This is a genomic window from Pleomorphomonas sp. PLEO (genome assembly GCF_041320595.1).
Classification (GTDB): Bacteria; Pseudomonadota; Alphaproteobacteria; order Rhizobiales; family Pleomorphomonadaceae; genus Pleomorphomonas.
In genome coordinates, this window is sequence record NZ_CP166625.1 from 2985547 (window position 1) to 3007713 (window position 22167).

The window sequence follows — 22167 nt, forward strand, 5'->3', positions numbered from 1 at the left end:
AGGATTGCAACTTGGCATTCAGAAATGAAACACATCCCTTGGGACTCCTATCAGATCTTCCTGGCGGTTGCCCGCAGTGGCAGCCTCAGCGCCGCGGCCGACCGGATCGGCCTTTCCAGCGCCACCATCGGCCGGCGGATGCTGGAGCTTGAACGGCAAATGGAATGTGGTTTGTTCCTGCGCAGCCAGACTGGCTATTCACTGACCGGCGGCGGGCAGGCGTTGCTCGACCATCTCGCGGGCATGGAAGCGGCCGGGCGCGAGATGGAGATCTGGAACGCTGGCCTGTGCGGGGCGATCCGCATCCGGATCTGCGCCGGCACTTGGTGCGCTCGCTTCCTCACCCGCAATCTCGGCGAGCTGGTTCTCCCCGGTGATCGGCATGGCATCGACATCGGCATCGGCGAGGAGAGGGCGTCGCTCGCTCACCGCAGTGCCGATATCGGCATCCGCGCCTTTGAGCCGGAGGAAACCAATCTGGCCGCGGTGCGGCTGCCGGAAGTGGCTTATGCCGTCTATGCCGTCTCAGACATGCCACCCTCCCACGGCGAGCGCTGGATCGCTGTCTCGGAAGAAATGGCCGTCTCCCGCTATCTGCGCTATCCGCATGACAAGTGGCCGAACAATCTGATTGCCACGGTGAGCCGGGCCGAAGGACTGCTCCATTCGATCCTGTCCGGCGCCGGAGTTGGTGTCCTGCCCTGCTTCGTCGGCGACGTCGATCCGGAACTCCGCCGGGTGGGTGAGGAAATCAGCGAGCTTCGGCACCGGAGTTGGCTCGTCATGAACAACGAGGACCGTCACCGGCCAGAGATCCGAGCTGTGGTTGATCGCATGACCGCGCTGTTTCGTCGGCACGCCGCTTTGTTCGAAGGGCAATGCCGGCTGGGCGAGCCGACCTTGTCAAACGTGCGCGATATGGCCACATAGGGCACTTGTTTTTGGAGACGCGCATGAGCGAGGCGCCGCAGCATTTCGACGTCGCCGTTGTTGGGGGAGGGCCGGCAGGCCTCGCCGCGGCCATTGCGCTTGCCGACGCGGGTGTGCGCGTGGCGCTGATAGCGCCGCGCCCCAGTGTCAACGACTGGCGGACGACGGCGCTTCTGGGCGGCTCCGTGGATTTCCTCGAACGACACGGCGTTTGGGCGGGGCTCCGATCCGTCGCTGCGCCGCTCAGGCGAATGCGGCTCATCGACGCCTCCGGCCGCCTCTTCCGGGCGCCTGACGTCACCTTTGACGCCCGAGAGATCGGCCGGGATCTGTATGGCTATAACGTTGCCAATGGCCCCTTGGTCGCCGCGCTGTCGGACGCCGTGGCCGCCCGTGGCGGCGGCATTGTTCGCTTTGAGACACTGTTCCAGGCGCTCGATCATGGCGAGAAAGCTGATCTACTCACGGTTTCTTCGGGCGAGACCGTCACCGCCGAATTGGTGATCGCGGCGGACGGCCGCAATTCCGGTGTTCGCCAAGCGGCCGGCATCGAGGTGAAATCCTGGAGCTATCCGCAGGAGGCGCTGGTGCTGGCGCTTTCACACAGCGTGCCGCACCACGATACCTCAGTCGAGTTTCACACCGAGGCGGGGCCATTCACCCTGGTTCCCCATGGCTCGCGACGGTCGTCGCTGGTGTGGATGGACCGCCCCGAAGTGATCGAGGCCATGCATGGACTCGATGACGCGGCGCTCGCCATGGAAATTGAACGCCGATCGAACTCGGCCCTGGGGGCCGTCACCATCGACAGCCCCCGCCAGCGCTGGCCGATTTCCGGCTTTCAGGCGCGGCGATTGGCCGCTGGCCGCGTTGTGCTGATGGGCGAGGCGGCGCATGGATTCCCGCCGATCGGCGCACAGGGCTTCAACCTGACGCTACGCGATATCGCGACGCTAGAGGAGATCGTCCGCGCCGTGACGCATCCGTCGACTGGCAATATCCTCGACGGCGCGATGGTTGCCAAGCGCTATGGCCATGCCCGTCGTCTTGATGTGACCGGACGGGTGACCGGCGTCGATCTTCTCAACCGTTCGCTGCTCAACGGCTTCCTGCCGATGCAGTTAGTCCGCACCGCCGGCCTGATGGTGGCCCGGGAGATTGGGCCCGTCAGGCGGCTTTTGATGCGAGCGGGGCTCGGCGGGCGGTAGCGGCATGATTGCCATCCAAGTCATAAGGGGTGCTGGAAGTAAGCGGACGGCGTGACGCCCAAAGTTCGCTTGAAGAGGGCGATGAAGGCGCTGAGGCTGTCATAGCCGAGATCGAGGGCGACGATGGTCACCGCTTGCCCTTCGGCCAGCAACTCGAGAGCCCGCATCAGCGTCGCCCTCTGGCGCCATGCCGTATAGGTGAAGCCGGTTTCCGAGACGAAGCGGCGGCTCAGTGTTCGTTCCGAGATGCCGGCCCATTGCGCCCATTCGTCCACGCCGCGTCGGTCGCCCGGCTTGTCGAGCAAGGCGCGTGCGATCAGGGCAAGGCGCGGGTCGCGCGGCATCGGCAGCCCAAACGGTTTGACGGGAGCGGCGCGCAACTCGTCGAGAATCACCATGGCAACGTGCCACTGCTGCTCGTCGAGAGTTGAACCTTGCCAATCCGAAGCACGGAGGACCGCCTCGCGCAGCAGACCCGAGGTTCTGATCGTGCAGGGACGCTTGGGCAAGCTCAGGCAGGCCGCCTCAGACACATAGCAACTCCACGCCTCGACGGCGCCGTGCGTCCATCCGTAATGCGGCTGGTGGGAAGGCAACCAAACGGCGTGATCGGCAGGCACGACCCAAGAACCGTTGTCCGTTCCCATGGTCAGCAGTCCCCGGCGCAGACCGGAGAGCTGCCCGCGCGCATGGCTGTGCATCCCCAGTTCGCGATATTCGGCTTCCGCCTCGTACAGCGCGACGATGATTGGGTCACGAGCGTCGCTGGCCGCTAAGGCGAACTTCTCCTCAATCATGGCAGCTACTCGCAATTAATTGGCGCCGATAGCTTAGCGCGGCCGCGCAGAAGCGGCTACTTCTCCCTTGCTTGAACAGGAGAAGCCGATGGACTCGCAAACTTCCCGTCTTGCTGAAGCCGACCTCGACCGGCTCTATGCGCCACCGTCGGAGCATATCCAGAAGGCAGTCATGCCGGAGCTCCTGTCATTTCATGTCGCCTATTTGGAGAAGGCGACGTTTTTCTGCCTCGCCACAGGCGATAGCACCGGGCTCGATGCGTCGCCGCGCGGAGGTCCGCCGGGCTTCGTTCGCGTGCTGGACAGCAAGACCGTGGCGTTCGCCGACTGGCCGGGAAACAACCGAATCGAATCCATGCGCAACCTCACGCAGGACGACCGGCTTGGCATGCTGTTCCTGTTCCCTGGCCTCGACGTGTTCATGCGGATCAATGGACACAGCCGCATATCCGAAAATGCGGCGCTTTGCTCAAGTCTGGTGGAGGGCCGAAGGTACCCAAAACCGCCATCATCGTCACGGTGGACGAGGTCCTGTTCCATTGCGGAAAGGCTGTGAACCGGGCACGGCTTTGGGCCCCGGGATCTCTGATCGACCGCAAAAGCCTGCCCACACCAGGGCAGATGCTGGCCGCAATGACCCAGCAGGATGCAACCGTCGCCGAGCAGATCGATGCGCACTATGACCTGGCGGTCCGGACCAATCTCTACGGCTGAGGTCTTTCGGGAGAGGGCTCCTTAGCACAAAGGCGCCAAGTGGCCCCCAACAAGCAAAGGCTCTTTGTGGTTGGCAAGGTAAGGACGCCGATTCGGCGCCCTTATCTCATTCCGGTTTTGGTTGGGGCAGTACCGGCAGTTTGGGGTCACGCGGTGTTTCGCCATCCAACAGATCGTTGGGGTCTGCCTTCGCAGCCGGAGCGTCGCTGTCGCTGTCTGGTGGCAGGTCAACGGCGTCCGGATCCTTGGTATCGACATCGGGCTTACCGGCGGCGGCTCTCTCACGCTCAACCTTGCGCCATTTTACGACGTTGCGATTGTGCTCTGTGAGGCTGGCCGCGAAAATGTGCCCGCCAGTGCCGTCGGCGACGAAATACAGATCCTTGGTATTGGACGGATTGGCCACCGCTTCCAGCGCGGCACGGCCGGGGTTGGCGATAGGCCCCGGCGGCAGGCCATTGACGTGATACGTGTTGTAAGGCGTGGGCTTATCGATATCGGCGCGGGTGATTGATCGGCCGAGCGTGCCGGCTCCGCCGACGAGGCCGTAAATGATCGTCGGATCCGACTGCAGGCGCATGTTGTGTTCGAGCCGGTTGAGGAACACGGAAGCGACATGCGGCCGTTCGTCGGCCTTGCCGGTTTCCTTCTCGACGATCGAAGCCAGCGTCACCAACTCCATCGGGTTGGAGAAGGGGAGGTCGCGGTTGCGGCCAGCCCAGATCTCATCGAGCGTCTTGGCGTGGGCCGTTTTCATCTGCTCGAGGATCTGACCGCGGGAGGCGCCGCGCGTGAAGCTGTAAGTCTCCGGCAGCAGTGTGCCTTCGGCGGGCACGGTCGGAACCGCGCCGGTGAGGAATTCGCTTTGCTTCAAGCGCTCGACGATCTGCTGGGAGGTGAGGCCCTCTGGGAAGGTGATCTGATGCATGATCGCCTTGCCCGAGACCAGCATGTTCATCACGCCACGCATGCTGACGCCGGCCGGGAACGCGTATTCACCGGCCTTGAGTCGGCCTTGCTGCTGGTAGGCGCGCACACCGCCGACAAAGATATAGTGGCCGAGCATATCGTAGGGGTTTTCGATCACCCCCTCGGTCTGCAGGATGTCAGCGACGCGGACGACGCCGGAATCGGCAGGTATGACGACGACCTTTTCCTCAGTCAGCGGGCCGGGCTTCTCGAACTCGCTCTTGCCCCAATAGAGCACGGCACCGGCAGCGAAAACACCGAGCAGCAGCAGGGTCACGAGGCCGTTCATAACGACGACGATCGGGTTGCGGGCTCGGCGCGACCGCGGCAAGGGCGGTGCTTGCTCGGGCGCAAGCGCCTCCCGCGGGCTTTTCGGATTGACCCGCGTTTTGATCCCGTCAGGGGTGTCTGTTGCGTCCTGCCTGTCGTCCATGGGCCATAGTCTCTTCATGGGGCGCGATCCGTCACTTCCGCCCATGATTGTGGCAGCAGCGCGGAACGGTGGCCGTCAAGGCGCCGAACCCAGGGGCAAAGCGTCTTTCCAGGCCCGTTCGGGCGAACTTCCAAGCAGCACGCCACCTCCGGCCTTGGCAAGCGCCGCTTTGGTGATTGCCACAGCTTTCGCCAACCGAATCAAAAGGCCCACCAGACGAAAGCGTCCGGTAGGCCTTTTTTGCTTCAGTCGCCGATGGCTCTCAGCCCTCGAAGGCCTTGACGATCAGCGAGGCGTTGGTGCCACCGAAACCGAAGGAGTTCGAGAGTGCGTAACGCAGCTTCTTTTCCTTGGCCTTGTGCGGCACGAGGTCGATCGGAGTCTCGACGTTGGGATTGTCGAGATTGATGGTTGGCGGCAGGATGCTGTCGCGTATGGCAAGCGTGGTGTAGATCGCCTCGATCGCGCCCGCGGCACCCAGAAGGTGGCCGGTCATCGACTTGGTCGAGGACATGGCCAGATTTTTCGCTGCGTCGCCGAACAGCCGTTCGACGGCGCCCACTTCGATACCGTCGGCCATGGTCGACGTGCCGTGGGCATTGACGTAGCCGATCTCCTCCGGCGAGATCTTGGCATGGCGCAGGGCGGCCTTCATGCAGCGGTACGCACCGTCGCCGTCCTCGGAAGGAGCGGTGATGTGGTAGGCGTCGCCTGACATGCCGTAGCCGACGATTTCACCGTAGATGGTGGCGCCGCGCTTCTTGGCGTGCTCCAGCTCTTCGACGACGACAACGCCGGCGCCTTCGCCCATCACGAAACCATCACGGTCGCGATCATAGGGGCGCGAGCCCTGTTCCGGACGGTCATTGAAGGCGAAGCAGAGCGCCTTCATCGAAGCAAAGCCGGCGAGCGAGAGACGGCAGATCGGGCTTTCCGCGCCGCCGGCAAGCATGACGTCCGCCTCATCGTTGGCAATCAGCCGCGCTGCGTCGCCGATGGCGTGCGAACCGGTCGAACAGGCGGTGACGACCGACGAGTTCGGGCCCTTATAGCCGTGGGCAATGGAGATATAGCCGGCGGTGAGGTTGATCAGGCGGCCGGGGATGAAGAAGGGAGAAACGCGGCGCGGCCCCTTGTCGCGCAACGTGTAACCCGCTTCGACGATGCCGTTGATGCCACCGATGCCGGAGCCAACCAGCACACCGGAACGCACCTGATCGTCATAGTCGGTCGGCTGCCAGCCGCTATCCTCGACCGCCTGGCGGGCGGCCTCGAGCGCGAAGATGATGAAATCGTCGACCTTGCGCTGGTCCTTGGGATCCATCGCATGATCAGGATTGAAGGTCGCACCAGTGCCGTCGCCGCGTGGAATAACACCGGCGATCTGGCAGGCGATATCGTCGACAGGAATGGATTCAATGCGGCGAATGCCGCTCTTACCGGCCTTGATGGCAGCCCAGTTGTGCTCGACACCGCAGCCGAGCGGCGTGACCATGCCGAGACCGGTGATGACGACTCGTCTCATTGGACGAGAGCCTCCCTGCTGATCGTCTCCGCCGGGTCCGTAACCACAATGGGAGAGGACACGCTCAACGGGACGCAATTTACGGAGCGGAGGGACCGTTCAGCCGGTCGGACCAACCGAAGACGCCGCCGGCCGATTCGCCGACGTCGGTCCCGTGAACGCACTGTTAAGCAAAGAAAGCAGCTCCTCGGGGAGGAACTGCTTCCCTGCCGAACACGTCCGGAATTTAGGCCGTCGCCTTCTCGAGAAACTTGACGGCGTCGCCGACCGTCAGGATCGTCTCGGCGGCATCATCGGGGATCTCGACGCCAAAGGCTTCTTCGAAGGCCATGACCAGTTCGACGGTGTCGAGCGAGTCGGCACCCAGATCTTCGATGAAGGAGGCCTCGAGAACCACCTTGTCGGCATCCACGCCGAGATGGTCGATAACGATGTTCTTCACCTTTTCAGCGACTTCGCTCATGTTCACGGATCCTTATCAGTCCAAATCCATTGCCTAACGGGACGTCGGTCACTCGCCGCCTGCCTCGCATAAGCGATGGCGTGGCGGCCAAGACCGGCTACCGAAGGTGTCGAGCAAGTCAGTGCCTGACGGCACCACCCCCCGGTTGTCCGATCACCCGCCCCCGGGGTCGAACGAGTTCGAAGCCCCCTCGGAAATCGTGGCGATCTCAGCCGATGCTCGTGCTCACGACCTTCGGGCGGGGCCTCGTACGGTTCCCGATCAGATCGCGGGCTTGGTAACACACTTCGTCCCTGATGACTAGCGGCCCCTCGCGAAACCGCCAATGATCGCGAGTGGTTCTTTTACCATTCGCGAAACCTGAAAAACCTGGTCGACGCCGGATATTACGTCCGGTCCGCCGACTAGATCATCGCCATGCCGCCGTTGACGTGCAGCGTCTGGCCGGTGACATAGGCTGCCTCGCGGCTCGCCAGATAGACGCAGGCCGCGGCGATCTCTTCCGAGGTGCCGAGCCGGCCCATCGGCACGGCGGCGAGCGTGCCTTCCTTCTGTTTGTCGTTGAGCGCCTCGGTCATTGGCGTCTCGATGAAGCCCGGCGCCACGCAGTTGGCAGTGATGCCGCGGGTCGCCACCTCGGCGGCTAGCGCCTTGGTCATTCCGATCATGCCGGCCTTGGCCGCGGCATAGTTGCCCTGGCCGGGATTGCCGGTGACGCCAACGACGGAGGTGATGCCGATGACGCGGCCGAAGCGGCGCTTCATCATGCCCTTGACGGCGGCGCGGGCGAGGCGGAAGCCGGAGGTGAGGTTGACCTCGATCACCTGGTCCCAGTCTTCGTCCTTCATGCGCATGAACAGGCCGTCGCGGGTGATGCCGGCATTGTTGATCAGGATGTCGACCTGACCAAGGGCAGCCTCGGCCTCAGTGAACAGACGGTCGACGTCGGCGCGATCGGCAAGATTGCCGGTGACGACATGCGTGCGTTCCCCCAACCGGGCGGCCAGCTCTTCAAGCGGCGCAAGGCGGGTGCCTGAGAGCACCACCTTTGCGCCCTGCGCATGAAGCGCGGTGGCGATCGCGCCGCCGATGCCACCGGAGGCACCGGTCACCAACGCCGTCATTCCAGTCAAGTCGAACATGGCTTTCCACCTCGTTCATGCGGCCGGCCGGTTGTCGCCGGCGCCTTGCTCGACGGCCTGACACCACGTCGGCGGCGCCAAGTCAAGCGTCAGCGGCCGGTTTTCCCGCATTTGCCGGTTCCTTGGCAGCCCTCCAACCAAAGACTGCTGACGCGGACGGGCTTGCTCCGACTTATTCTGGCCGAGACAAACAGGGAGAGACTCATGACGACCAAGCCACATTTTTCCGCCGTATCGATCATCGCACTCGGCGTTGCCGATCTTGCTCGCGCGCGTGCCTTCTATGAAGCGCTGGGATTTAGTGCCGGGCCTGGCTCGAGCGAAAATATCGTTTTCTTTCAGATCGGTGGGCTCGTGCTGTCGCTCTTTCCGCGAGGGTTGCTTGCTGAAGATGCCGAAGTTGCCGATGACGGTCATGGCTTCGATGGCGTGACGCTTGCCCACAATTATTCGTCGGAAGACGCGGTGGACGCGGCGATGGCGCACGCGCTCGCCTCAGGCGCGACGCTCAGGAAGAAGCCGCGGAAGGTATTCTGGGGCGGGTATTCAGGCTATTTCGCCGATCCCGACGGTCATCTCTGGGAAGTGGCCTACAATCCCTTCGTCAAGGTCGATGATCATGGCATAGTGACGCTTTGAAGAGGCAAGAAGGAGTGTCACCGATGGCCATCGACGGCAAGACCGACGACGACATCACCCGCATCCTCGAGGAGACGCGAACCATCGCCGTGGTCGGCGCCAGCCAGAATCCATCGCGCGCCGTCTACGGCGTCATGGGTTTTCTGATCGGGCGTGGCTATGAGGTGTACCCGGTCAATCCGGGCCTCGCCGGGCAGGAATTGCAGGGGCGGACGGTCTACGCCAGCCTCGCCGAGGTCCCCGCCGAGATCGACATGGTCGACGTGTTCCGCAATTCCGAGGCGGCGGGCGACACCATCGACGAGGCGTTGGCGCTGGCTGTACCGCCCAAGACCATCTGGCTGCAGCTCGGTGTGATCAACCAAGCGGGCTTCGAACGGGCCGAGGCGAAGGGCGTCAGAGTCGTGATGGACCGTTGCCCGGCCATTGAGGGCCCCAGGCTCGGCGTGTGATCGCCTGACCGGAAACTCTACTGGGGGCGGGCATATAGCTTAGTCTTCTGCGCTTGCGGTGCTCACGGACCCCAGAGTATTGGCGGTTCTCTGCCAATACTCTTCTTTTTAGACGCAACTCCGGACGCAAAACCGCGAGGCACTTTTGCTGGAGTTGCTCGCTCTGCTCTGGTTCTCGAAGCCGTGGCTCTCTGCCTAGCCACTAGCGAGTTTCAGATCAGGCTCTGATAGGCGTGGGCGTGCGCCAGTCTTACCGGCGTCCTACCGTCCGCGCCTCACCTTATTCATCTGATCCTTGCGTTGCCTGTCCTTGCGGGCCTTGGCGGCGCGCATGGCGGCACCGCGACCAAGCGGCCGGCCGGCGCTGCCTTCCGACATCATCTCGAAGCGCAGGGCGCCGGCAAACGGCGCCGCCTCGACGAGGCGGACCTCGACGGCGTCGCCCAGTCGGTAGGTCTCGCCGGATTTCGAGCCGATCAGCGCATGACGCGCCTCGTCGAAGGCAAAGTAATCATCGCCCAGCGTTGAAATGGGGATGAAGCCATCGGCGCCGGTCTCGTCGAGGCGGATGAACAGGCCGGCCTTGGTGACACCGGAAATGCGACCGCGGAAGGCGGCGCCGACCCGGTCGGCAAGCCAGCCAGCGATCAGCCTGTCGATGGTTTCGCGTTCAGCCTGCATGGCGCGCCGCTCGGCGACCGAAATCTCTTCGGCAACCCGTATCAGCGTCTCTTCGACGCCATCGGGCAGGCCATCGTCGCCAAAGCCAGCGGCGGTGATCAGCCCGCGATGAACGACCAGATCGGCGTAACGACGGATCGGCGAGGTGAAGTGGGCGTATTTCCTGAGATTGAGACCGAAGTGGCCGATGTTGACCGGTGAGTATTCGGCCTGGCTCTGCGAGCGCAGCACCACCTCGTTGACGAGATAGGCCTGTGGCGTGCCCTCGACCCGCTCGAGAATGCGGTTGAACAGCTCTGGCTGCAGGTTGCCTTGCTTGGCGATCTTCATGTCGAGCGTCGCCAGGAACTCACGCAGCGATTCCAACTTGGCGAGCGAAGGCTGGTCATGGATGCGATAGAGCAGAGGCGTGCGGCGCTTCTCAAGCGTCTCGGCGGCGGCCACATTGGCCTGGATCATGAACTCTTCGATCAACCGGTGGGCGGTGAGTCGCTCCGGCGTAGCGATGCGGTCGACGGTGCCGTCCGGTTTGAGCAGCACCTTGCGCTCAGGCAAATTGAGATCGAGCGGTCCGCGCGCGTCGCGGGCAGATGCCAGAATGTCATAAGCGGCCCAAAGCGGCTTCAATATGTTGTCGACGAGCGGACCGGTGTGTTCGTTCGGGACGCCATCGATCGCCGCCTGTGCCTCGACATAGGAGAGCTTGGCCGCCGAACGCATCATGATCCGGTGGAAGGTATGGCTCTTCTTGCGGCCTTCGGCGTCAAACACCATGCGGACGGCGATGGCCGGTCGGTCGACGCCTTCCTTCAATGAGCAGAGATCGTTGGAGATCTTTTCCGGCAGCATCGGGATGACACGGTCGGGGAAGTAGACCGAGTTACCGCGCTTCAACGCCTCACGATCAAGATTGGAACCGGGACGGATATAAGCGGCGACGTCGGCGATGGCGACGGTAACGATGTAACCGCCGGCATTCGTCGGATCTTCATCGGCGATGGCATGAACGGCGTCGTCGTGATCCTTGGCATCCGGCGGATCGATGGTGACGAGGGGGAGGGCGCGCCAGTCCTCGCGGCCGGCCATGCTGGCAGGTTTCGCCGCTTCCGCCTCGCGGATCACCGCTTCAGGGAAGATATAGGGGATGTCGTTGGCGTGGATGGCAATGGTCGACACCGCTTTTTCCGAGCGGAGATTGCCGATCGTCTCGCGCACCCGGGCGCGGCTGAGGCCGAAACGGCCGGAACGGATGACGTCAACCGAAACAAGGTCGCCATCCTGGGCCGTGCCTAGGTCGGCAGCGTCTATGACCAGTTCTTCGTGTTGCTTTTTGGAGATTGGTAGCAGTCGCGCGCCGCCATCGGTGACGCGCAGGATGCCGAGCACGCCTTCAGGCTTCTTTTCCAGCACCTTCATGACGCGAATGCCGGCGCGAGCGGGACCTTCATACCCGTCCGGAAGGTCGACGACGCGGGCCAAAACGCGATCACCAAGGCCAGCGGCCGGTCCGTGCTCGCCGCGTCGGCGGCGCATGGCCGCGACGATGAAGCGTGGCCTCGGCCCCTGGTCGGGATCCCATTCCGCGGGCTCGGCGTAAAGATCGCCGTCGCGGTCGCGGCTGACAATGTCGCAAGCCAGCACAGCCGGCAGGGCGCCAGGTTCGGCGAAGCGACGGTGTTGGCGCTCGATCAAACCCTCGCCTTCGAGTTCCTTCAGAATCCGTTTCAGAACGACGCGGCCCTCGCCGTGTACCTCGAAAGCGCGGGCGATGTCGCGCTTGGTTCCCTTACCGGGATGCTCCGCGATGAAGCGGAGGATCGCCTCCCTGGTCGGGGTGGCGGGTTCGTCGGTCGGGCGGAGCTTGCGGGCCAAGCGGGTCTTCCCTGCGGCTTGAGGAGGTTGCGACATAGACCATAGATGGAGATGCAAGGCCAGTCTCGCAATCGGATGGCCGGTTCAAGGGCTTCTACACGGGCGGTATCAGGGGTGGCTGGCTCTGCCGTGGTGTGGAGACAAATCGGAGCTCCATATCACCTCGTCGCCTTCGACGATGCCGGGAGTAGCCGGCTCGGAGGCGAGGCAGACACGACTACGGCCCGTGGCTTTGGCGGTTTCGAGCGCCGCGTCGACGGCGGCAAAAGCCATTGTGAAGGTCGTAGCAGAGGGTACATCGGCGATGCCGGCCGAGGCGGTCAGGCACACTGGTTTTTCCAAAGTGCCGAAATTGGTGCTCTCAAACCGAGCCAACAATGCCAGGACTTGAGCCTTGGCATCGGCGACGGTGTGACCGGTCGCAAGAACGGTGAATTCCGTTCCATCGGTTCGGTAGATGTTGCCGAGATTAGCCAACTCCTCGGCAATCAATCGGGCAGAGCGGATCAGAACCCGATCGCCGATAACGTGACCGTGGCGCTCGTTTACGACCTTGAAGCGGTCGAGGGACAGGAGAATGATCAGACGGTCGCTTTCCGGGCCGGCATCATAATCAATCGGCAGCGAGGCACGATTTCTGAGACCGGTGAGGCTGTCGGCGAGGCTCTGTTCGATCAGCTTGGTCTTGGTGCGGTAATGCTCGAGGCGCGTCGTGCCAAGGTAGACGCCAACGGGATAGGCGACCAGAGCGATGACGCCGGTGGTGATCACCCAGCTGCGAAGGATGTCGAGCCAACCACCGAAGGCGATCAGCTGCAGGGCAGAATCCGCAGCCAAGGCAAGTACGAAGCAGATCGCGGCTATGCGGAATGCAAAGACCCTAACGTCACGTTCGGATTGGACGGGCCTGTTGAGGAGCGTCCGCAGGATCTCACCATACATTGTCGTACTTCTAGACCACTGAGCGAGGCGAACGTCGTCATCGTTCAACAGTATAGGTAGAATGTAAGGATTTGGACAACAGAAACGATAAAATTATAAATAATAAGCGAGGACCGGCGACGGAATCGCAACTATGGATTGCGGTTTTACGCCGGCTTCGCTTTTGACGTTTTGGGCTTGGTCGCAGCCTTTTTCGCGCCCTTGGCGGCTGCCGCCGTCGCAGCGGCTTTGGGAGCCGCCTTTTTCTTGCCGCCCGTGTCGCCTTCGGCTGCCGCTTTCGCGCTGGCCTTTGGCGCCTTGGCGGCCTTACCCTTGGTCGGCGTCTTGGCAGCCTTGTCGGCGATCAGCGCCAGCGCTTCCTCGAGCGTCAACGTCTGTGGGTCCTTGCCGCGGGGCAGGGTGGCGTTGATCTTGTCCCAGGCGACGTAGGGTCCATAACGCCCGTCGCGCACGGTAATCTCGCCGCCGGATGCCGGATGTTCGCCAAGGCTCTTGAGAGCGGCCGGCGTGGCGCGCGTGCGGCCACCGCGCTCCTTCTTCTCGGCGAGGACTGCGACGGCGCGGTTGAGGCCGACGTCGAACACTTCGTCGACCGAGGAGAGGTTGGCGTAGGTGCCGTCGTGGCTGACGTAGGGACCGTAGCGGCCGATGTTGGCCTCGATCGGCTTGCCGGTTTCCGGATGGTCGCCAATGGTGCGCGGCAGCGACAACAAGCGGCAGGCGCGCTCAAGGTCGATGTTTTCGACTGTCCAGTCCTTGGGCAGCGAGGCGCGTTTCGGCTTGCCCTCTTCGCCGAGCTGAACATAAGGGCCGAAGCGGCCGGACCGCAGCGTGACATCGAGGCCGCTCTCCGGATCGGTGCCAAGCAGCTTGACGCCGCCTTCGCCGAGCGCGGATTCCGCCTCGCCGTCGCCACCCAGTTGGCGAGTGAAACGGCACTCCGGATAGTTGGAGCAGCCGATGAACGAGCCGAAGCGGCCGAGTTTCAGCGACAGCCGGCCGGTGCCGCAGGTGGGGCAGGAGCGCGGGTCGGAGCCATCGCCACGATCGGGGAAGATGTGGGCGGCAAGATCATCGTTGAGCGCGTCGATGACCTCGGCGACGCGCAATTCCTTCACCTCGCCGACGCGGGTGTTGAAATCGGTCCAGAAGCGACGCAGCACCTCGCGCCATTCGGCCTCGCCGGCCGAGATGCGGTCGAGGTCTTCTTCGAGGCTGGCGGTGAAGTCGTATTCGACGTAACGCGTGAAGAAGCTTTCGAGGAAGGCGGTGACGATCCGGCCCTTGTCGGACGGCACGAGCCGCTTCTTGTCGATTGTCACATAATCGCGGTCGCGCAGCGTGGCGAGCGTCGACGCGTAGGTGGAGGGACGGCCGATGCCGAGCTCTTCCATCTTCTTGACCAGCGTCGCTTCGGTGTAGCGCGGCGGCGGCTCGGTGAAATGCTGGCTGGCAGCAACCGACTTGCGCGACAGAGCATCGCCAATGGAAAGCGGCGGCAGGCGGGAGCCGTCCTCGTCTTCCTCGTCGTCGCGGCTTTCCTGGTAGAGGGCCAGGAAACCGTCGAACTTCAGCACCGAGCCAGTGGCCCGCATCCCCGCCGTCGCGCCGCCGCTGGTTGCGGTGATGTCGACGGTGGTGCGCTCGAAGTCGGCGCTCTGCATCTGGCTGGCGATCGTGCGCTTCCAGACAAGCTCGTAGAGACGCGCTTCATCGGCTTCGAGATAGCGGGCTACCGTATTCGGCAGGCGGGACAGTTCGGTCGGGCGGATGGCCTCGTGCGCTTCCTGGGCGTTTTTGGCCTTGGCGGAATAAACGCGGGGCTTTTCCGGCAGGTAGCGCTCGCCATACTCCTGGACGATCACCCGGCGAGCGGCATTGATCGCCTCCGGTGCAATCTGCACGCCGTCGGTACGCATATAGGTGATCAGGCCGACCGTTTCGCCGCCGATGTCGGCGCCCTCATAGAGGCGCTGGGCCACCTGCATGGTGCGCTGAGCCGAGAAGCCAAGCTTGCGCGAGGCCTCCTGCTGCAACGTCGAGGTCGTGAAGGGCGCAAAGGGATGGCGCTTCTGCGGCTTCTGCTCGGCGTCGGTCACCGCCAGGGTGGCGCTGTTCAGAAACGCGCGGATCTCGTTGGCGGTCACGCCGTCGGAAATGTCGAGGCGGCCAATTTTCTTGCCCTGCCATTCGGAAAGTCGGGCTTCGAACTCGTCGCCGGTCGGATTGGCCAGCCGAGCGATAATCGACCAGTATTCCTGCGGCTTGAAGATCTCGATCTCGTTTTCGCGGTCGCAGACGAGGCGCAGCGCCACCGACTGCACGCGGCCGGCCGAACGGGCGCCGGGCAGCTTGCGCCAGAGAACGGGCGACAGTGTGAACCCGACGAGATAGTCGAGCGCGCGACGGGCCAGATAGGCCTCCACCAGCGGCTGATCGACATCGCGCGGCTTGGCCATGGCGTCGAGCACGGCCTGCTTGGTGATGGCGTTGAAGACGACGCGCTGAATGGTCTTGCCCTTGAGCGCGCCGCGCTTGGCGCCGAGCACCTCGAGCACATGCCAGGAAATCGCCTCACCCTCGCGATCAGGGTCGGTGGCGAGGATGAGCTTGTCGGCATCCTTCAGCGCGGCGGCGATGTCGGACATGCGCTTGCCGGATTTGCCGTCGACTTCCCAAATCATGGCGAAATCGTCGTCGGGAAGAACCGAACCATCCTTTGCCGGCAGGTCGCGGATATGGCCATAAGATGCCAGCACCGTGTAATCGCGGCCGAGGTATTTGTTGATGGTTTTCGCCTTGGCAGGCGACTCCACGATCACAAGGTTCATTCAGGTGCGCCGGACAATTTTAAGATTAAGGCTCAGCCCTCTTTAAGAGCGACCTCCGGATTAAGCAAGGGTCGACCCCTGCGTGCGCGGGCGCGTTGGCCGTCATCGTAAAAGCGAGACGAGCTGGTTTCCGTGCCGTTCGATGCGCCCGGCGAGATCCAGCTCAAGTAGAATCACCGACACGACCGACGACGTCAGCCCGGTGTGGGAGATGATGTCATCGACCGCCACCGGCGTCGGGCCGAGCGCCTCGATCACCGCATCACGGCTTTGCGGGCCGATGGAGTCGACGATCGCACCGTCACCGTCTTCGCGGAGTTCCAGGAAGGATGGGGCGTCATTTTCCAGCATCGGTCGGAGCACGGCGATGACGTCGTCGGCGGAACAGGTCAGCGTCGCGCCATCGCGGATCAGCCGATTTGTTCCCTCGGCGCGGGGATCGAGCGGCGATCCGGGCACGGCGAACACTTCGCGGCCTTGGTCGAGCGCGTAGCGGGCGGTATGGAGCGTGCCGGACCGAGCGGCAGCCTCGACCACCACCACGCCGAGACTCATGCCGGAAACGATGCGGTTGCGGCGCGGAAAATCTTTGGCGCGCGGCACCCACCCGAAAGGCATCTCGGTAAGGACGGCGCCACCCCGATTGATAATCTCCTCCATCAGCGGGCCATGTTCTTCCGGATAAATATGATCGATGCCTCCGGCGATCACAGCCACGGTCCCGGTGTCGAGGGCTGCTCGGTGGGCGGCACCGTCGATGCCACGGGCGAGGCCTGAGACCACGACGAAGCCGGCCTCGCCAAGGCCGCGACCGATGCGTTCAGCCATCTTGTGGCCGACCAGCGACGCATTTCGCGAACCGACGATGGCCGCCGCCGGCCGGCCAAACAGGTGTTTGGAGCCGCCACGCACCGTGACGACTGGCGGCGGCGCGGCGATCTGGCGCAGATACGCTGGATAGAGGGGCTCGGAGATCGCGACGATTCGGGCGCCGTGGGCGAGGGTTCGTTCGATCTCGCGCTCCGCCTCGGCCACTGACGGGATTGAAATGGTCTTGGCCGATCCGCCGCGCCGGGCGAGTGCCGGCAAGGCGTCGAGCGCCGCTTCGGCGGAGCCAAAATGGTTGATCAGGCTGCGAAAGGTGGCGGGCCCGACGTTTTCCGAGCGAATGAGACGCAGCCAGGAGATGCGTTGGTCGTCCGAAAGCTCAACCATGCACAATGCCCGTTCCGGTCATCCCTTGCGCCCGATCTTGCCTTCGGTGCCCGCCAGGAGGCGCCGAATGTTGGCATTGTGCTTTGCCCAGACGATGACGGTCAGCAGGACAAACACGGCCGCCAGCAGGTTGTTGCCAAGCGCCCACAGAGCAAGCGGCACAATCACGGTGGCGACGAGAGCGGCGAGGGACGAGTAGCGGCTGAAATAGGCGACGGCGATCCAGACGCCGGCGAAAATGAGCACTGCCGGCCAGAACAGACCGAGCAGCACGCCGATGTAGGTGGCGACGCCCTTGCCGCCCTTGAAGCCGAGCCAGATCGGGAAGAGATGACCGAGGAAAGCGGCCACGCCGGCGACAACGTTCGCCTCCGGCACCTCTGGCATCGCAAACCGGACAAGCAGAACGGCCGCAGTGCCCTTGAGGAGGTCGAGGAGCAGCGTCGCGGCAGCGAGCTTCTTGTTGCCGGTGCGGAGAACGTTGGTTGCCCCGATGTTACCTGAGCCGATGGCGCGCACATCGCCGAGGCCGGCCGCCCGCGTCAAAAGCAAGCCAAAGGGGATGGAACCGAGGCCGTAGCCGACAAGCGCGGCAACGACATAGGCGACCCAGGGAGCGACGGACTCGAACATGATGCCCTCGGCAATCTTGGATGGGGGTAACCGATTACGGGTTGTATGTCACTCTGCACGGAACTTCAGCGTTCGAACACCGGGGAGCCGCCAACGTAGGTGCGACGGACTCGGCCGGTGAAACGGGCGCCGTCATAGGGCGTGTTCTTCGCCTTGGAGAAAATGTCCTTGGCATTGAGCACCCACGGCTCGTCCGGATCGAACACGACGACGTCCGCCGGCGCACCTTTTTTCAGAGTGCCGGCATCAAGGCCGGCGATTTTGGCCGGCCGGGTCGACATCACCTCGATCAGCCGAGGGAGCGTCAATGAACCATCATGCACCAGCCTGAGGCCCGCCGACAGGAAGGTCTCCAGGCCGATGGCGCCATCGGCCGCCTCGGCGAAGGGCAGGCGCTTGGTCTCGACGTCCTGGGGATCGTGGTTGGAAACGATGACGTCGATCGCACCGGTCTTCACCGCCTCGACGAGGGCGAGGCGGTCGGCTTCGGCGCGCAGCGGCGGCGACAGCTTGAAGAAGGTACGGTAGGCGCCGATGTCCATCTCATTCAGCGTGAGATGGGCGACGGAGACGGAGGCCGTTGCAGCGATGCCCCGATCCTTGGCCCAGGTCATCAATTCAGGCGATTCGGCAGCCGACAGCAGCGAGGCGTGGTAGCGGCCACCGGCAAGGCGGGCAAGGCGGAGATCGCGGGCCAGCATGATCGTCTCGGCTTCGGCGGGGATGCCCTGCAGGCCAAGTCGCACCGCCGTCTCCGACAGGTTCATGACGGCGGCGCCCTTCAGCGCCATGTCTTCCGGCCGGTTGCAGACGAGGGCACCGAAATCCTTGGCGTAAGTCAGGGCTCGGCGCAGCACCTGGGCGTTGGCAATGGTACCGCGCCCCGACGTAAAGCCGACGGCCCCGGCCTCACCCAGCAGGCCGAATTCGGTAAGCTCGCCGCCTTCCTGGCCTTTGGTCAGTGCGGCCATGACGCGGACGCGCACCACGGACGTCCGGCGGGCGCGGGTCGCCACGAAATCAACCAGTGCCGGATCATCGATGCAAGGTTCGGTATCCGGCATGGCGACGAGCGTGGTGATGCCGCCGGCGGCGGCGGCTCGGCCGGCCGAGGCGAACGTCTCGCGGTGTTCGTGTCCGGGTTCGCCGATATGGGCGCAAAGATCGACGAGGCCGGGCGCTGCGACGAACCCGCGACAATCAACGACCTCGGTGCCTTCAGGCGCGCCATTATTCTCAGCCGATGGACCGGCGGCGGCGATGCGGCCATCGATCATCAGCACGGCGCCGGGGCCGTCGATGCCTTGCGAGGGATCGACGACATGGGCGTTGGTCAGCCAGAGCGGACGTGTCTGGGCTGTTCTGCTCGTTGGCTGGCTCATCGGAAGGCCTCCGCGCCATTGCCTTGGGCGTTGACCACCGCGTCGAGCACCGCCATGCGGATGGCGACCCCCATTTCCACCTGTTCGCGAATGAGGCTCTGCGGACCGTCGGCGACGGCCGGGTCAATTTCGACACCGCGATTCATCGGGCCGGGATGCATGACGAGCGCGTCGGGCTTGGCATAGGACAGCTTCTCCTCGTCGAGGCCCCAGTAGTGGAAATATTCGCGCACCGAGGGCACGAAAGAGCCCTGCATCCGCTCGCGCTGCAGCCGCAACATCATGACGATGTCGGCATCCTTGAGTCCCTCGCGCATCGATGTGGAGGTCTCGATGCCCATGTCACGGAAGGCGCCGGGCACCAGCGTTGAAGGGCCGACAAGGCGGACGCGCGCACCGAGGGCGGTGAGCAGCAGCACGTTGGAGCGGGCGACGCGGCTATGGGCGACGTCGCCGCAGATGGCGACGACGAGGCCATCGATTCGCTGTTTGTGGCGGCGGATGGTCAGTGCATCGAGGAGAGCCTGCGTCGGGTGCTCGTGGCTGCCGTCGCCGGCGTTGACGACGGAGCAGTCGACCTTCTGCGCGAGCAGGGCAACGGCGCCGGAGGCATTATGCCGAACGACGATGACGTCGGGGTTCATGGCGTTGAGCGTCATCGCCGTGTCGATCAGCGTTTCGCCCTTCTTCACCGACGATTGACCGACCGCCATGTTCATCACGTCGGCGCCAAGCCGTTTGCCGGCCAGCTCGAAGGACGACTGCGTGCGCGTCGAGTTCTCGAAGAAGAGGTTGATCTGCGTGCGGCCCGAGAGGCTGTCACGCTTCTTGGAGGGCTGGCGACCGAGTTCGATGTTGTCTTCGGCGCGGTCGAGGAGGTCGACGATCTCCGGGGGGAAAGGCCTTCGATCCCGAGGAGATGCGGGCGGCTGAATCCGTAGGGATTGGCGGCTTTCATAGTCATAAGCCCCCCTGATAGAGGCGTTTTGTGCCTCCGGCAAGGGCTTGGCAAATCGAGTGAACAGGAGAATCGCGGGTGGCAGGCGCGCTTCCTCGCGCTTGATATGAGAAAGCCCGGCCGTTATGAGCGGTCGGGCTTGCGATATCGCGATCCGCGGATGCTTCAGGCGGCGTCGATCTCCGTAAGGAAGCTCTCCACCTTGTGGCTGAGGTCGACCGACGTCGCTTTCAGCGAGGTCACGGCGTCGAGCACCGTTTTCGCCTCGGAACGGGTCGTGGCGGCCCCATTGCTGAGCTCGACGATGGTCCGCGACAGATCGCTATTGCCGCGCGCCGCCTCTTGCATGTTGCGGCTAATCTCGCCGGTGGCGCCGGTCTGCTGGGTGACGGCCGAAGTGATGCTGGCGGAGACCGTGTTCACCTCTTCGATGATGGTGCCGATCTCGGTGATGGCATTGACGGTATTGTCGGACACCAGCTTGATTTCACCGATCTTGCGAGAGATGTCCTCGGTGGCCTTGGCCGTCTGGTTGGCGAGCGATTTTACCTCGGCGGCGACAACTGCGAATCCCTTGCCAGCTTCGCCCGCCCGTGCCGCTTCGATGGTGGCATTGAGGGCGAGGAGGTTGGTCTGTTCGGCAATCGCGGTGATCAGGCTGACGACTTGGTTGATCTGGTCGGTAGCCGCGAGCAACTTGCCAACCGTCTCGCGCGTTTCGTTCGCCGAGGCACGTGCTTTGCCGGCCACGGCCTGCGAGGCCCCGACCTGGCGGGCGATCTCATTGGTCGAAGCTTCCAGTTCTTCGCAAGTGGCGGCGACGGAACGGACATTGCCCGATGCCTGTTCGGCGGCGGCGGCGGCGATGCCACTGCTTTGTTCGCTGCCCTCGGCGGTTGCCATCAGCTCCTGGGCAGAGCCTTCCAGACGTTGAGCCGCGTCGACAACCAACCCGATGGTTCCCGTTGCCTCGGCGCGGAAGCGCTGGATCAGCGTCTCGGCGCGCGCGGCCCGACGCTCGCGTTCGCCGATGGCGGCGCGTTGGCTGTTCTCAAGGCGATCTCGCTCCTCGGCGTTATCGCGGAACACGGCGACGGCGGCGGCCATATGGCCTACCTCGTCGTGGCGCTCGAGACTGGGAATGCTGGTCGCAAGGTTGCCGCCGGCCAATGAGCGCATGGCGGCGGTCATAGCGGTGATCGGTTCGGCAACAACGCGTTTCAACACAAACCCAAGGGCGAGCAACAACAGGACCGTGGCGACGATGGTGGCGACGAGGGCTGTCATGCCGAGCTTGTTGAGGCTGGCATAGGCCATGTCGCTGTCGACGGCGACGCCGACATACCACTTGACCGGCAGCCCCTCGATGGCGACGAAGCTTGCGACGTGGTCGCGGCCGGCAAAGGTGGTCTCGATGACGCTGCCTGTCGTAGGCCCCGACAGGCCGGCGAAGGCTTCCGACAGTGGTTTGCCGACCAGGCTCGCGTCTGGGTGGACAAGAATCTTGCCTTCCGAGGAGACCAGAAAGGCTTGGCCGATACCACCGAAGTTGGCGGCCTTAATGCGTTCGATCAGCGAATCGAGCGCGAAGTCGCCGCCGAACACGCCGATCAACTTGCCGTTGGCGCTGACGGGCACGCAGGCTGAAATGACGATCTTGTTGGTCGCCAAGTCGACATATGGCTCGGTGAGCTGGGTCGACATGGCTTTCGCGGTGTCAATGAACCAAGGCCGCTTGCGTGGGTCGTAGTCCTTGGGCATGTCGGCCTTGGGCGAGATGGTGAAGGCGCCATTCTCTTCGCCGAGATACACCGACAGGAACTCCGCGCTCATCGTCTTGCCCGCCAGAACGAGGCCAAGCATGTCCTTTGAGGCGCCGATGGCATCAGCGGCCTGTCCGGCGATCAGCAGACGTCCCTGAAACCAGTTGCCGGTCCCGGATGCGACACTGCTCCCGGTGGCTGCCAAGTTGCGAGCGACGTTGTCTTTGAGGTCCTGTCGCTCCAGCAGGTAGATGGTCGCGGAGAACAGCGCGAAGCTTGCAACCACGATGAGCGAGGCTGTGAGGATGATCCGGTGTAAAATCTTGCTACGAGTATTCAGGAAATTCATGTCAATTCGACTCTTGTCGATGGAGTTGAGTCCAAATAATCAGTCTGATATTTACGAAAAGTAATTTCGAGACTCAAAAACAAGAGCTTTAATACGCGAAAACACGTAATTTAAACGTCCTAAAGCGAAAAATTTATAGTAGAAATATTTTTATTATTTCCAATATCAAGTACATCAATCGCCGGTTGCCGGTTTGTTGCATATTGATGACAAGTGCACAAAGCTGCCATGAGAAAATAAGTCTGGTCCGCTTGGCGTTGAAGGGTGTA

At 63.4% G+C, this 22167-nt stretch carries 18 protein-coding genes and 1 pseudogene; 6 read left to right on the forward strand and 13 right to left on the reverse strand.

The genetic code is table 11. The features are described 5' to 3' along the window. Positions 1 to 24: 24 nt before the first annotated feature. Both AB6N07_RS13860 and AB6N07_RS13865 read left to right on the forward strand, forming a co-directional pair. Positions 25 to 930, forward strand: a complete 906-nt coding sequence (locus AB6N07_RS13860; RefSeq protein ID WP_370673678.1) for a LysR family transcriptional regulator — start codon at positions 25 to 27, stop codon at positions 928 to 930. Between the two features lie 23 nt (positions 931 to 953). Beyond that, positions 954 to 2138 carry a UbiH/UbiF family hydroxylase gene (locus AB6N07_RS13865; RefSeq protein ID WP_370673679.1) on the forward strand — a complete coding sequence of 395 codons (1185 nt, stop codon included), beginning with the start codon at positions 954 to 956 and terminating at the stop codon, positions 2136 to 2138. Between the two features lie 20 nt (positions 2139 to 2158). On the opposite strand, the gene AB6N07_RS13870 is transcribed toward AB6N07_RS13865, so the two are convergent. Further along, on the reverse strand, positions 2159 to 2935 hold the full coding sequence (locus tag AB6N07_RS13870; protein ID WP_370673680.1) for a helix-turn-helix transcriptional regulator: 777 nt from the start codon (positions 2933 to 2935) through the stop codon (positions 2159 to 2161). Between the two features lie 172 nt (positions 2936 to 3107). Between AB6N07_RS13870 and AB6N07_RS13875 the strand changes: the two genes are divergently transcribed. Beyond that, the gene (locus AB6N07_RS13875; protein ID WP_370673681.1) at positions 3108 to 3491 is read left to right on the forward strand and encodes a pyridoxamine 5'-phosphate oxidase family protein; all 384 of its coding nucleotides are present in this window, start codon (positions 3108 to 3110) and stop codon (positions 3489 to 3491) included. Next, complete coding sequence (locus tag AB6N07_RS13880) at positions 3488 to 3649, forward strand: hypothetical protein (RefSeq protein ID WP_370673682.1); 162 nt, start codon at positions 3488 to 3490, stop codon at positions 3647 to 3649. Before AB6N07_RS13875 ends, AB6N07_RS13880 begins: the two co-directional genes overlap by 4 nt. Positions 3650 to 3755: 106 nt before the next feature. Here the strand turns inward: AB6N07_RS13880 and mltG are convergent, their stop codons facing one another. The 4 genes from mltG to fabG all read right to left on the reverse strand — a co-directional run bounded on the left by mltG (position 3756) and on the right by fabG (position 8181). Next, the gene (mltG, locus tag AB6N07_RS13885; protein WP_370673683.1) at positions 3756 to 5051 is read right to left on the reverse strand and encodes an endolytic transglycosylase MltG; all 1296 of its coding nucleotides are present in this window, start codon (positions 5049 to 5051) and stop codon (positions 3756 to 3758) included. A 262-nt stretch (positions 5052 to 5313) separates the two neighbouring features. After that, positions 5314 to 6576: a beta-ketoacyl-ACP synthase II gene (gene fabF, locus AB6N07_RS13890; protein WP_370673684.1), complete on the reverse strand. Its 1263-nt coding sequence runs from the start codon at positions 6574 to 6576 to the stop codon at positions 5314 to 5316. A 226-nt stretch (positions 6577 to 6802) separates the two neighbouring features. After that, the gene (locus AB6N07_RS13895; RefSeq protein WP_026792810.1) at positions 6803 to 7039 is read right to left on the reverse strand and encodes an acyl carrier protein; all 237 of its coding nucleotides are present in this window, start codon (positions 7037 to 7039) and stop codon (positions 6803 to 6805) included. 404 nt (positions 7040 to 7443) lie between these two features. Then, the gene (gene fabG, locus AB6N07_RS13900; RefSeq protein ID WP_370673685.1) at positions 7444 to 8181 is read right to left on the reverse strand and encodes a 3-oxoacyl-[acyl-carrier-protein] reductase; all 738 of its coding nucleotides are present in this window, start codon (positions 8179 to 8181) and stop codon (positions 7444 to 7446) included. Between the two features lie 204 nt (positions 8182 to 8385). Between fabG and AB6N07_RS13905 the strand changes: the two genes are divergently transcribed. Further along, positions 8386 to 8820: a VOC family protein gene (locus tag AB6N07_RS13905; protein WP_370673686.1), complete on the forward strand. Its 435-nt coding sequence runs from the start codon at positions 8386 to 8388 to the stop codon at positions 8818 to 8820. A 23-nt stretch (positions 8821 to 8843) separates the two neighbouring features. Next, positions 8844 to 9272, forward strand: a complete 429-nt coding sequence (locus AB6N07_RS13910; RefSeq protein WP_370673687.1) for a CoA-binding protein — start codon at positions 8844 to 8846, stop codon at positions 9270 to 9272. Between the two features lie 261 nt (positions 9273 to 9533). On the opposite strand, the gene rnr is transcribed toward AB6N07_RS13910, so the two are convergent. The 8 genes and pseudogenes from rnr to AB6N07_RS13950 form a co-directional block, all read right to left on the reverse strand. Then, on the reverse strand, positions 9534 to 11825 hold the full coding sequence (gene rnr / locus AB6N07_RS13915) for a ribonuclease R (protein WP_370673688.1): 2292 nt from the start codon (positions 11823 to 11825) through the stop codon (positions 9534 to 9536). A gap of 108 nt (positions 11826 to 11933) precedes the next feature. Then, positions 11934 to 12662 (reverse strand): GGDEF domain-containing protein, encoded by a 729-nt coding sequence (locus tag AB6N07_RS13920; protein WP_370673689.1) that lies wholly within the window; start codon positions 12660 to 12662, stop codon positions 11934 to 11936. Between the two features lie 251 nt (positions 12663 to 12913). Further along, complete coding sequence (topA, locus tag AB6N07_RS13925; RefSeq protein ID WP_370673690.1) at positions 12914 to 15598, reverse strand: type I DNA topoisomerase; 2685 nt, start codon at positions 15596 to 15598, stop codon at positions 12914 to 12916. A 102-nt stretch (positions 15599 to 15700) separates the two neighbouring features. After that, a complete protein-coding gene (gene dprA, locus AB6N07_RS13930; protein WP_370673691.1) occupies positions 15701 to 16813 on the reverse strand; it encodes a DNA-processing protein DprA in 1113 nt (370 codons plus the stop codon). Between the two features lie 18 nt (positions 16814 to 16831). Then, positions 16832 to 17446 carry a glycerol-3-phosphate 1-O-acyltransferase PlsY gene (plsY, locus tag AB6N07_RS13935; protein ID WP_370673692.1) on the reverse strand — a complete coding sequence of 205 codons (615 nt, stop codon included), beginning with the start codon at positions 17444 to 17446 and terminating at the stop codon, positions 16832 to 16834. Between the two features lie 65 nt (positions 17447 to 17511). After that, positions 17512 to 18828: a dihydroorotase gene (locus tag AB6N07_RS13940; RefSeq protein WP_370673693.1), complete on the reverse strand. Its 1317-nt coding sequence runs from the start codon at positions 18826 to 18828 to the stop codon at positions 17512 to 17514. After that, positions 18825 to 19792, reverse strand: a pseudogene (locus AB6N07_RS13945) (aspartate carbamoyltransferase catalytic subunit). Before AB6N07_RS13945 ends, AB6N07_RS13940 begins: the two are co-directional and overlap by 4 nt. A 159-nt stretch (positions 19793 to 19951) precedes the next feature. Then, positions 19952 to 21898: a methyl-accepting chemotaxis protein gene (locus AB6N07_RS13950; protein ID WP_370673694.1), complete on the reverse strand. Its 1947-nt coding sequence runs from the start codon at positions 21896 to 21898 to the stop codon at positions 19952 to 19954. Positions 21899 to 22167: the final 269 nt, after the last annotated feature.

Coding starts and splice junctions, on each gene's coding strand:
- AB6N07_RS13860 (WP_370673678.1), top strand. CDS start 25: ATGAAACACATCCCTTGGGACTCCTATCAGATCTTCCTGGCGGTTGCC.
- AB6N07_RS13865 (WP_370673679.1), top strand. CDS start 954: ATGAGCGAGGCGCCGCAGCATTTCGACGTCGCCGTTGTTGGGGGAGGG.
- AB6N07_RS13870 (WP_370673680.1), bottom strand. CDS start 2,935: ATGATTGAGGAGAAGTTCGCCTTAGCGGCCAGCGACGCTCGTGACCCA.
- AB6N07_RS13875 (WP_370673681.1), top strand. CDS start 3,108: ATGCCGGAGCTCCTGTCATTTCATGTCGCCTATTTGGAGAAGGCGACG.
- mltG (WP_370673683.1), bottom strand. CDS start 5,051: ATGGACGACAGGCAGGACGCAACAGACACCCCTGACGGGATCAAAACG.
- fabF (WP_370673684.1), bottom strand. CDS start 6,576: ATGAGACGAGTCGTCATCACCGGTCTCGGCATGGTCACGCCGCTCGGC.
- AB6N07_RS13895 (WP_026792810.1), bottom strand. CDS start 7,039: ATGAGCGAAGTCGCTGAAAAGGTGAAGAACATCGTTATCGACCATCTC.
- fabG (WP_370673685.1), bottom strand. CDS start 8,181: ATGTTCGACTTGACTGGAATGACGGCGTTGGTGACCGGTGCCTCCGGT.
- AB6N07_RS13905 (WP_370673686.1), top strand. CDS start 8,386: ATGACGACCAAGCCACATTTTTCCGCCGTATCGATCATCGCACTCGGC.
- AB6N07_RS13910 (WP_370673687.1), top strand. CDS start 8,844: ATGGCCATCGACGGCAAGACCGACGACGACATCACCCGCATCCTCGAG.
- topA (WP_370673690.1), bottom strand. CDS start 15,598: ATGAACCTTGTGATCGTGGAGTCGCCTGCCAAGGCGAAAACCATCAAC.
- dprA (WP_370673691.1), bottom strand. CDS start 16,813: ATGGTTGAGCTTTCGGACGACCAACGCATCTCCTGGCTGCGTCTCATT.
- plsY (WP_370673692.1), bottom strand. CDS start 17,446: ATGTTCGAGTCCGTCGCTCCCTGGGTCGCCTATGTCGTTGCCGCGCTT.
- AB6N07_RS13940 (WP_370673693.1), bottom strand. CDS start 18,828: ATGAGCCAGCCAACGAGCAGAACAGCCCAGACACGTCCGCTCTGGCTG.
- AB6N07_RS13950 (WP_370673694.1), bottom strand. CDS start 21,898: ATGAATTTCCTGAATACTCGTAGCAAGATTTTACACCGGATCATCCTC.